Source organism: Atopobacter phocae ATCC BAA-285, from assembly GCF_000526675.1.
GTDB classification, from domain to species: Bacteria; Bacillota; Bacilli; order Lactobacillales; family Aerococcaceae; genus Atopobacter; species Atopobacter phocae.
Genome location: NZ_JAGN01000013.1, coordinates 26,793 through 36,796, shown reverse-complemented (window position 1 = coordinate 36,796; position 10,004 = coordinate 26,793). Strand labels below are relative to the sequence as shown.

The following is a 10,004-nucleotide window of genomic DNA, read 5'->3' as shown; positions in this document are numbered from 1 at the left end:
AATCAAAGGAACTATGCAAAAGCCTGTGAGACTTTAGATAATGGCTTCGAAGATGCCTTCCAATACACAGTAATGGATAAGAGTCACAATCGTTTAAAAAGTACTAATCTTCTTGAACGATTGAACCAAGAAGTACGCCGAAGAGAAAAGATTATTCGTATTTTCCCCAATCGTGTGTCAGCCAATCGTTTAATTGGTGCTGTCCTGATGGACACGCATGACGAATGGATCAGTTCTAAAAGAAAGTATATCAAGTTTAACCAGTAAGAGAGTATAGAACATTGTACTAGAAACTTTTACACAAGATTATGGACTTGACTTAAAAATAGAGTTGATATCTTTAATCATCAACTTTATCAATTAAACATTAAGTCAAACTTGAACTTAATTATCTTGCGTATGGGTGGAATGAAGTGGCAGATTAATAGACGATTGGAAATATTCTCCTTGCTGACTTGTAAGTATCAATTGGCCATCATGTAAATCAATGATTTGTTGAGAAATTTTAAGTCCCATACCGCTTCTTCGAACGCCAGAAATATCAAAATTAAATTCTTCAATGTTATAGTCATTAATACTTTTTAATCGTTCTGGTGAAACGCCTGCCCCATTGTCACGGACGATAATATTAAAACGATGATCCGAAACATATTCAAGGATAATTTTAATGTCACATCCTAAGGGATTGTGAAGAACAGAGTTATAAATTAAATTATGAAACACTCGAGAGACAAGCGCTTTTTCAATCTTCATTTTCTTTCCTGTTAGACGGGAATCTGGTATGAACTCAAAATTGAATGCTTCCCAAATTTCTTGATTAATTATTTGAATGATTATTTCTTTAAAGAAAGGAATAATATCAACTAGTTCTAAATTTAATTTTAAATTGCCATTAGTTAATCGAGCAAAAATATTGAGATCATTTATTAAATTTTGAATATAATAACTTTCCATTAATGTCGTTTGTAAATGTTTAAGAAGATATTCGTTATTCGTCTTCTCAATGGCCAAAGCAGTATTAGATACAATAACGGAGAGTGGCGTTTTTATATCATGTGCTATGCCAGAAATCCAATTTTCTTTAAATGCTTCGTTGGTTCGAAGTTTTTGATTAGCAGAATTAACTGCTAAAGTGAGTCGATCTAATTCTTGCACAGAAGTAATCTCTTTGTTTAAACCATTTGGTAACGTTGCTATCGCATTAATAATGGGTTTCATCTTACGATTTAAGAAGGTCACACTATATGTATATAAAACAAAGCAGAATAAACAATTTAAAAATATTATAGATAAAATAATAAATGGGAAAATTTTAATTCGATTGATTTCAAAATAATTTGAATTATATCGAACGATGCGATTTTTTGGAAATGCAATTAAATAAATATCATTATCTTTTTCTTTAACTTGAGAGAAAATAGGATAGTCGTTCAAATAGTATCGAGAAAATTTAACAACATCGGCATAGTCAAAATGATCATCAATGTGATCAGGCTTGTGGATATTAAATTTTTCTCTGCCACTATCTTTGTCGATAATCATCACCCATAGTTTTTCCTCTTTGATGAGTCGATCTGCGACTGGATTAACTTTATACCGGTCGTTTGAATAATTAATATTAGAAGAAATGGTTTCAATAATTTGAAGAGCAGACTGATGATTACGTATATAGTTAACCGAGAAAAATAACAGTAAAATATCAATCAAGATAATAAAAAGAAAAGATAAAATAAATTTTAGGATACTTTTTTTAAAAATATTCATAGAAATCTCCTCATGCAATCAGACTTTGAGTTTATAGCCAAGCCCTTTAACCGTAATCAAATGGATGGGTTTTGATGGGGTTAATTCTATTTTTTCTCTAATATTCCGAATATGAACCATCAATGATTTTTCATAACCATAACTTTCAAGCCCCCAAACCGTATCACATATGGATTCTGTTGAAACGATATAGTTTTTATTGACGTAAAGTTTTCGAAGTATCTGTATTTCAGTTGGAGTGAGTGAGAGGTATTGGCCATTTTTTTCTACACTGGCGTTGTTTAAATCAATCGTACAAGAAGTTAAATGAATGACTTCAGATTCATTTTTGTATGATCGTCTTAATAAAGCAATGATGCGATAAGTTAAAACTTTAGGCAGAAAAGGCTTCGTAACAAAGTCATCACCACCTGAATCCAAACCTCGAATCTCATCATCCGGATTATTTTTAGCCGTTAAAAATAATATGGGAACATCAGAAGTTTTTCTGACATATTTTGCGAGTAAATAACCCTCTCCGTCGGGAAGCATTACATCAAGAATAATTAAATCAATCGATGATACTGAGAAAATATCAATGCCTTCACTGATACTGTATGCACAACTAATATTTTTAAATCCTCTACTAATGAGGATGTCTTTAATCGAACGATTTAATGATACATCGTCATCTACGATTAATATATGTTTCTTCAATAATGGTGACTCAGCGTTCATATTGATAGCACCTCCAATTGATTAAATTATACAACAAAGTTATTCACTTCTAAAGGTGTATTACGACAACGACTGCTTCGTCTAAAAGAGCGATTCAAACGAATATACTGATAAAAATTGTACGGAATGCAAAGAGGGGACCCTCTTTTTTTATTTGAATCGATTAGAAATTTATCTAAAATTTAGTTTCCCTTAAGCTTGTCTTTAGGTTCGCGTTCTAAAATTAAAGTGTAAATAAGTTAATGATTAATAGTTCTTCAATATTTCGTTTAATATTCTATACCAACGTGTTTAACAGACGTTAGAAAGAGAGGTTTATTAAGGCGGCCAATAAAATAATAAATAATAGCTAAGTTAACCGATTGAATTAAAAAAGTTATCGAGTAAGCGAAGTCACCTATGGATAGGATAAAGGAAGAAAGGATGATGAAAATGAAAAATGTCATTGAATTAAAAAATCTAACAAAAGTTTATCAAGATATTGAGACCGTGAATTTAAAGAAAATCACTGTTCAAGAAGGAGAAATTTATGGTTTTTTAGGGCCGAATGGAGCAGGAAAAACAACGACAATGAAAATGATTTTATCACTTATTTCGCCAACCAATGGAGAAATTTTAGTGAATGAAAAAAATATCACCCAAAATAAAAACTATTTGAGCCAAATTGGTTCAATGATTGAAGAACCATCATATTATCCCAATTTAACAGGATATGAAAATCTATTGGTTTTTCAAAAAATGTTAGGATTTGACAAAAATAATATTTGGCCAACTTTGGAATTAGTTGGATTAGCTGAAGAAAAAAATCGCAAAAAAATTGTAAAAGAATATTCGTTAGGAATGAAACAGCGATTAGCTTTGGCATTTGCGCTAGTTAAACAACCTAAAATATTACTGTTAGATGAACCGACAAACGGACTTGATCCTGCAGGTATTCATGAAATTAGAGAATTGATTGTGAAACTCTCCAAACAAAATGGATTAACAGTATTTATTTCGAGTCATATTTTATCGGAGATTGAACATATTGCTGATCGAGTGGGGATTATTAACCATGGTCGCCTTATTTATGAAGGAGATATTGATGCGATTCAGTCCAATACGTGGATTGAAATTGGTGGAGATTTTTCAAAAGATAATATTGTTCATACGTTATCTATGATTAACAAAGTACAAATTTTAGAAGCATCAGCTAGTCAAATAAAATTGGCTAATATGAGTAATGAAACATTAGCAGATCTTGTAACATATTTAATTAGAAATAATTATCGTATTTTTCGAGTGACTCGTGAAAAAGAAAGTCTAGAGGACATTTTCCTTTCATTGACTAAGGAGGATTAAACATGATAAAAGCTATACAAATCGAATGGTTAAAAAGTAAACGAACTAAGTCATTTATGATTTCGATTATGATGATGTTAGTAGCGGTTTTATGGTCACTAGCAGCAGCTTCTAAAAGTATGCATGTGATGAATCTACAAACAATTGGCTTATTCTTTAACAATTTGCAAACTAACCCTATCTTTTTACCGATTGCTACATGCCTATTCATTTCACGTATTGTAAGTAATGAAAAAGAAGGACGAACATTTAAATTACAAGAAGCCAATAATACAACTTTAATGACTATTTTTAACCGCAAATTGATTTTTGCTAATATGGCTTTTTTCTTATTGAATGTCGCTCAAGTTTTGATGGTCTATTTATACGTATGGAGATATGGCATTGATGTGTCTATAGGTATTTTAATTTTACAAACATTAGGTCTGACTATGTCGAGTTTTACGTTGCTGGTATTCTTTTTATATTTATCGATGGTAATAGACAAACAAGGTTTACTGATTGGCATGGGAGTTCTATCTGGTTTTTTTGGAATTATCATGACTAAATCATTAAAATGGATCAATCTCATTTTTCCATTTGGAGGCTCTAGTTTTCTCGCGCTATATCGTTTTGAATTGATGTCTTCTAGCGACAAGTTAGACTATGCTTTTATTTGGGATAAAAGTGTTCCGATTAATTATGTTGTTTACGCTATTTATTGTTTATTATGTTATCTTCTAGTTAGATATTTAATGATGAAAAAAGAGGAGGAGAAATAATGACGGAATATTTTAAAGCAGAGTGGATGAAGATTCCAAAAGGTGTTATTTTAGCCGTGGGATTATTATTTCTTGCCTTATCAAGTTTTATTGGATTAACGATTTTCTTTTTTAATTATGACGTATTAATTGAAAATCAAATGAGTCGAGTTCTTTGGGGCCAGCTCACTTTCTATAATAGTCAGTTGCTTTTCCCAGCGATGCTAGCTATTTTTTCAGCTATGATTCTTCTCCCTGAATTTGAACAGAAAACATTTGAAATGCTAAGAGCTAATCATGTGTCGAGCAGAAAGTTATTGATGAGTAAGTTTTTATTAATGTTAATATTAGTCTCAATCATTCAAGGTGTATTATTCATTATTTATTTAGTGACGTTGTATTTCAGTCATATTCCGTTTGAAATGAACGACGTGTATTTATGTCTAAGAGCGACGGTATTATCAGTAGTGGGATCAACTTCGGTCTTAATGCTTCATAGCTATATTATGGTGAAGACTAAAAATTTTGCGAAATCGGTAGGTGTTGCTGCCATCGGGTCATTTGCAGGTTTTATATTTATTATGATGGGGGAGCTTTTCAACAGCGTATTTCCTTACTCACAACCAATGATTGGGATACGTAGTCGAGCCTTAGTAGATATGAGTATCAGAGAATTGATTGTTTTTCTTTTGGTGAACATCATTTATAGCACAATTTTTTATTATCTGACTTTAAGAACACTTGAAAAGAAGGACTAAAGTGAAAAATTGTGGTGGACCAAGTATAAAGACTATCCAATTACATCAACATATAGACTGGATAAATGAAAAGTATGTAGTGAATTGAATCAGTCCATGTGAGCATTCATCTACTGTTTTTTCAGTTATGTTAAAACACTTACTATCGGGTAAGTGTTTTTTTAATTGTCAAAATTATTGAAGCGGACTATTTAATGATAATCGTTTATTTCCTTATAAAATCCTTAAATTTAATAGTTACACTGTTAGTGTAAACATAAAGGAGGGAATAGTAATGAAAAAATATATATTAGAAACGAAACAATTGACTAAATCATTTGGTCAACAAAAGGCGGTAGATAACATATCGTTACAAATTGAAGCTTGTTCCATATATGGATTATTAGGACCGAATGGAGCAGGTAAATCAACTACTTTAAAAATGATTACCGGGATGCTTTATCGGACATCTGGCGAAATTATTTTTGACGGTCATCCTTGGAGCCGAAAAGATTTAGCAAATATTGGTGCTTTAATCGAGACGCCCCCTTTGTATGAAAATTTGACAGCAAGGGAAAATCTTAAAGTGAGAACATTGTTACTGGGATTACCGGATTCAAGAATTGATGAAGTATTGGAAATTGTTGATTTAAAGGATACGGGAAATAAACGAAGTGGTCAATTTTCATTAGGAATGAAGCAACGTTTAGGTATTGCAATAGCGTTAATTAATCACCCCAAATTGTTAATTTTAGATGAACCTACTAATGGATTAGATCCGATAGGTATTCAAGAGTTACGTGATTTAATCCGAAGTTTTCCTAAAAAGGGGATAACAGTTATTTTATCTAGTCATATTTTAGCCGAAGTGGAACAAATAGTAGATCATATCGGCATTATTAATGAAGGACGATTAGATTTTCAAGGCGCTATTGATCATCATCAAAACTTGGAAGAACTATTTATGAATAGTGTACACAATACGAAGCGAGGTACGAGACAATGAAACGGTATATGCTAGCAGAATTTTTAAAAATGAAACATAGCTTTTTAAAAGTATTATTAGTATTGATGCCTTTGGTGGCGACTATTCAATCATTTATTTTGTCACAAAGTTATATTATAACGAATTCTTATAATTGGTGGACCGTGATTTTATTACCAGCAACGACTGCATTAATCATGGCAATGATTCATCAAAAAGAACAGAAGAAACTCAAGTATCGAGCTGTTTATCCATTGCCAATTGACTTAAATAAGTTATGGCTATCTAAAGTGTTTATCGCACTGATTTTTTTAACCATTTCAAGTTTGATTCATTTAATCAGTGCTTATGTTACTCCATTTATTGCTGGTCCTCAACTAATTCCTGTTGAATACTCAGTGAGTACCTTATTGTTAGCAACTTTTCTTTTAATTTGGACGAATTTATGGCAATTACCATGGTGTCTTTTTTAGCAAGGAAAATAGGATTTATTGCCAGCGTCATTGTTCATACGGTTTTAAGTGTAATCGGTATTTTCTTTGCGGATACATCGTTCTGGTTAATTTATCCTTATTCTTGGGGGGCACGACTTTTAGTACCTGTGATGCATTTACTACCTAATGGACTTTATGCAACAGCAAATAACCCCATGCTAACTAATACATCAGTGATTATACCAAGTGTACTATCAGTAGTATATTTTATCGGATTAAATGTTTTTCTTTCAAAATGGTTTTCAAAACTTGAGGTGATATGATGATTCGAATACTCAAAGCGGAATGTTATAAAACTAAACATACGTGGTTACCGCTCATTCATGTCGTAATTCCGATTGTTTATGCGCTGTGTTTTTTTATTGCTGTAAAAGTAACGGGGTTAAAATTCTATGAGCCAAAAGAAATCATTCAAAATTATTTAATGATTCTAGGTGCGGTATTACCCATTATCATTGGAGCAATCACATCTAAAGTAGTAGAGATAGAAGCAAATGCTGGACACTTTCAAGTGCTTCTATCGTCGACCTATTTAAGAAGTAAAGTGTATATGGGTAAATTATTAGTCTTATTAATCGGTGCTTTCGGATCGATTATTTTATCGGTATTTCTGTTTGGAATATTATTTGGGCATCAAACAGTACAAGACTTATTCATAGAGGCATTATTAATATTTATCAGCTGTATGGCGACATATGCTATTCATTTAGTGGTTGCTATCTTTTTTGGTGGCGGTGCATCTTTAGGGTTAGGTTTTGTAGAAATGCTTTTAGCTCTTCTTTTAATTTTAATTTTAGGAGATGACATTTGGTATTTTGTACCATGTACATGGCCATCGAGATTATCCGGACTTTACTGCCTTGCCAAAAAAGTGGGATTTCATAACGCATTTTTGTATCATGAGCTGTATAAGTGGCTTGTTGTGGCGGTACCTATCACCATTATAATTTTTGTTAGTTCAGCCATTTGGTTTACAAGATGGGAAGGCCAATCGTATACAGATTAAGATAAGCAATAATTAAAATAAAAAGGAAGATTGAACGATATTAACTTAATTAATCCTTCTTAAGGTGTATGGTGTATAATAAAATAAATTATTCTTTATAAGGCGGAGGTAGTTGTATGGCAAGGATACTAGCAATTGACGATGAACAAGACATGCTCATTTTAATCAAAAATATTTTGAAAAAGATGAACCATCAAGTGGACTGTTATATATCACCTATAGCTATTAATACTCATCAATTACGCCGTTACGATTTAATCTTATTAGATGTTATGATGCCAGAAATCGATGGAGTAAGTTATTGTAAAAATATACGTAATCAAGTGGACTGTCCCATTATTTTTTTAACGGCCAAGACGCTGGAATCGGATATTGTAGAGGGGTTAGTGAGTGGTGCTGATGATTATATTACGAAACCTTTTGGCATACAAGAGTTATTAGCACGAGTTGAAGCTCATTTAAGACGTGAAAAACGTGAAAAACATGAGGGATTACATTTAGGAAATATTCGTTTTGATTTATCCTCAAGAGAAGTATTTGTTAATGAAGAGAAGGTGGCCCTGACTAAATCCGAATATGAAATCTCTGAATTATTGGCTAAGCGAAAAGGTCAAGTTTTTTCAAGAGAGCAAATTTATGAGATGGTATTCGGCTACGATCGAATGGGTGACGCTTCAGCTATTTCTGAACATGTCAAAAATATTCGCGCGAAGTTTCAACTGCATAACGAACAACCAATTGCCACAGTTTGGGGGATTGGCTACAAATGGGAATAAAACGAGGTACCCAATCGCTACAAATTATATTTTTTAAATATCTCTTTAGTGTCGGGCTAGGGTTAGTTTTAGCGGCAGGAGTAGCAATCTCATCATTTAGTCTTTTTATTAACTCCAAGCTAGTCCTTCCTGCCAATTATGCGGAACAAATTATTTTAAAAAATAAAGAATCGATTGCTAAGTCGTACCCTTTCAATCAAGCACTATTGCCTGAAGGAACATCTTACTTATTATTATCACAAGATGGTAAATTCATTGATACGAATATGAATGAATCGCTTAAAAAGGAAGCTAAACATTTTCATCAACATGATGAAATCTTGACTCCCAAAACGTTTTTCATTGAAGTAAAACGCCCAGATGGCTATGTCATTATTAATTATATGATTGAGCCGCACTATGCCAATCAGTGGTTGGAAGCACATGCGCCTAAAGTCGAAATATTATTCGGAATATGGACTGCCCTGTTGTGCTTATTGAGTGGGTTATTTATAACGGTATGGTGGGCTAAGCAAATATCAGCCCAGCTCGCACCAATGCTACAAGCTTCCCAAAAAATTGCGATGCAAGATTTAGATTTTAAAATGGGACAATCATCGATTAAAGAATTCAATGATGTTCTGAATAGTTTAGACGATATGAAAAGTGCTTTAAGTGAGTCCTTACGAAATAATTGGATGCAAGAAGAAACTAGAAAACGACAAATATCAGCATTGACTCATGATTTAAAAACGCCTCTAGCAATTGCGCAAGGAAATGCAGAATTATTAAGCGATACGGAATTAACTCAAGAACAAGCAGCATATGTCCATTTTGTCGTGAAGAATATCGACCGTATTTCATATTATTCTCAAGCGCTAATTGAAATGAGTCAGTCTGATTTAACATCAATCAATTTTAAGCCAATAGACACTGTAACAATAGCCGAAAAGGTAAAAGATGTAGCAAGAGAAATGGCTAGTGTACATCATTTTAAATTATCTGAATTAATGGAAATAGACCATCACGAGCTTTTAGTGGATATGAATGCTTTTGAGCGTGCGATTCAAAACGTTATAAGTAATGCAGTAGAGCATACAGAAGAAGCAGCAATTGATATTCATATCAATACGACGGTAAATCATTTAATCATTCGTGTATCAGATGATGGACCTGGATTCACCCCAGAAGACTTAATAAAAGGCACAGAACCATTTTACCGAGGGGATAAAAGCCGTCATTCATCACTTAATTATGGATTAGGACTTTATTCGACTAAACAAATTGTGACAAAGCATAACGGTAGTTTACTTTTAAATAATAGAGAAAATGAAAAAGGCGCAGAAGTAATTATTCAATTACCTCTGAAATCATGAGCACGCAATCATCATAATAGAATTGGCAATAAAATGTTATTAAATTAGTATATGATTATATTAATAAATGAATAGTTTAACTGTTCATT

12 protein-coding genes are annotated in these 10,004 nt (G+C 32.5%); 10 read left to right on the top strand and 2 right to left on the bottom strand.

The window, feature by feature from the left end; all coding sequences use genetic code 11:
* A partial coding sequence (locus tag L866_RS09235) for an IS256 family transposase (protein ID WP_025729215.1) occupies nucleotides 1–267 on the top strand: 267 nt, incomplete at its 5' end.
* Between the two features lie 117 nt (nucleotides 268–384).
* Here L866_RS09235 and L866_RS0103525 read toward each other — a convergent pair.
* Nucleotides 385–1,764, bottom strand: coding sequence for a sensor histidine kinase (locus L866_RS0103525; RefSeq protein WP_025729213.1), 1,380 nt, complete (start codon nucleotides 1,762–1,764; stop codon nucleotides 385–387).
* Nucleotides 1,765–1,782: 18 nt separating this feature from the next.
* Nucleotides 1,783–2,481 (bottom strand): response regulator transcription factor, encoded by a 699-nt coding sequence (locus L866_RS0103520; protein ID WP_025729212.1) that lies wholly within the window; start codon nucleotides 2,479–2,481, stop codon nucleotides 1,783–1,785.
* A 432-nt stretch (nucleotides 2,482–2,913) separates the two neighbouring features.
* Here L866_RS0103520 and L866_RS0103515 point away from each other — a divergent pair, with 432 nt between their 5' ends.
* The 9 genes from L866_RS0103515 (at nucleotide 2,914) to L866_RS0103480 (ending at nucleotide 9,915) form a co-directional block, all read left to right on the top strand.
* Nucleotides 2,914–3,822 (top strand): ABC transporter ATP-binding protein, encoded by a 909-nt coding sequence (locus L866_RS0103515; protein WP_025729210.1) that lies wholly within the window; start codon nucleotides 2,914–2,916, stop codon nucleotides 3,820–3,822.
* Nucleotides 3,823–3,824: 2 nt separating this feature from the next.
* On the top strand, nucleotides 3,825–4,583 hold the full coding sequence (locus L866_RS0103510; protein WP_025729208.1) for an ABC-2 family transporter permease: 759 nt from the start codon (nucleotides 3,825–3,827) through the stop codon (nucleotides 4,581–4,583).
* On the top strand, nucleotides 4,583–5,320 hold the full coding sequence (locus L866_RS0103505) for an ABC transporter permease (protein WP_025729205.1): 738 nt from the start codon (nucleotides 4,583–4,585) through the stop codon (nucleotides 5,318–5,320). Before L866_RS0103510 ends, L866_RS0103505 begins: the two co-directional genes overlap by 1 nt.
* Before the next feature lie 274 nt (nucleotides 5,321–5,594).
* Entirely contained in the window at nucleotides 5,595–6,305 is a 711-nt protein-coding gene (locus L866_RS0103500) for a lantibiotic protection ABC transporter ATP-binding protein (RefSeq protein ID WP_025729204.1), read from the top strand.
* Nucleotides 6,302–6,757, top strand: coding sequence for an ABC transporter permease (locus tag L866_RS09640; protein ID WP_245578432.1), 456 nt, complete (start codon nucleotides 6,302–6,304; stop codon nucleotides 6,755–6,757). The genes L866_RS0103500 and L866_RS09640 overlap by 4 nt, the downstream gene beginning before the upstream one ends.
* Nucleotides 6,730–7,041, top strand: coding sequence for an ABC-2 transporter permease (locus L866_RS09635; RefSeq protein ID WP_245578431.1), 312 nt, complete (start codon nucleotides 6,730–6,732; stop codon nucleotides 7,039–7,041). The genes L866_RS09640 and L866_RS09635 overlap by 28 nt, the downstream gene beginning before the upstream one ends.
* Nucleotides 7,041–7,784 (top strand): lantibiotic immunity ABC transporter MutG family permease subunit, encoded by a 744-nt coding sequence (locus L866_RS0103490; protein ID WP_025729202.1) that lies wholly within the window; start codon nucleotides 7,041–7,043, stop codon nucleotides 7,782–7,784. The genes L866_RS09635 and L866_RS0103490 overlap by 1 nt, the downstream gene beginning before the upstream one ends.
* Before the next feature lie 116 nt (nucleotides 7,785–7,900).
* The gene (locus L866_RS0103485; protein WP_025729200.1) at nucleotides 7,901–8,560 is read left to right on the top strand and encodes a response regulator transcription factor; all 660 of its coding nucleotides are present in this window, start codon (nucleotides 7,901–7,903) and stop codon (nucleotides 8,558–8,560) included.
* Nucleotides 8,551–9,915, top strand: a complete 1,365-nt coding sequence (locus L866_RS0103480; protein ID WP_025729198.1) for a HAMP domain-containing sensor histidine kinase — start codon at nucleotides 8,551–8,553, stop codon at nucleotides 9,913–9,915. The genes L866_RS0103485 and L866_RS0103480 overlap by 10 nt, the downstream gene beginning before the upstream one ends.
* Nucleotides 9,916–10,004: the final 89 nt, after the last annotated feature.

Coding starts and splice junctions, on each gene's coding strand:
- L866_RS0103505 (WP_025729205.1), top strand. CDS start 4,583: ATGACGGAATATTTTAAAGCAGAGTGGATGAAGATTCCAAAAGGTGTT.
- L866_RS0103490 (WP_025729202.1), top strand. CDS start 7,041: ATGATTCGAATACTCAAAGCGGAATGTTATAAAACTAAACATACGTGG.
- L866_RS0103510 (WP_025729208.1), top strand. CDS start 3,825: ATGATAAAAGCTATACAAATCGAATGGTTAAAAAGTAAACGAACTAAG.
- L866_RS0103485 (WP_025729200.1), top strand. CDS start 7,901: ATGGCAAGGATACTAGCAATTGACGATGAACAAGACATGCTCATTTTA.
- L866_RS09635 (WP_245578431.1), top strand. CDS start 6,730: ATGGCAATTACCATGGTGTCTTTTTTAGCAAGGAAAATAGGATTTATT.
- L866_RS0103500 (WP_025729204.1), top strand. CDS start 5,595: ATGAAAAAATATATATTAGAAACGAAACAATTGACTAAATCATTTGGT.
- L866_RS0103525 (WP_025729213.1), bottom strand. CDS start 1,764: ATGAATATTTTTAAAAAAAGTATCCTAAAATTTATTTTATCTTTTCTT.
- L866_RS09640 (WP_245578432.1), top strand. CDS start 6,302: ATGAAACGGTATATGCTAGCAGAATTTTTAAAAATGAAACATAGCTTT.
- L866_RS0103480 (WP_025729198.1), top strand. CDS start 8,551: ATGGGAATAAAACGAGGTACCCAATCGCTACAAATTATATTTTTTAAA.
- L866_RS0103520 (WP_025729212.1), bottom strand. CDS start 2,481: ATGAACGCTGAGTCACCATTATTGAAGAAACATATATTAATCGTAGAT.
- L866_RS0103515 (WP_025729210.1), top strand. CDS start 2,914: ATGAAAAATGTCATTGAATTAAAAAATCTAACAAAAGTTTATCAAGAT.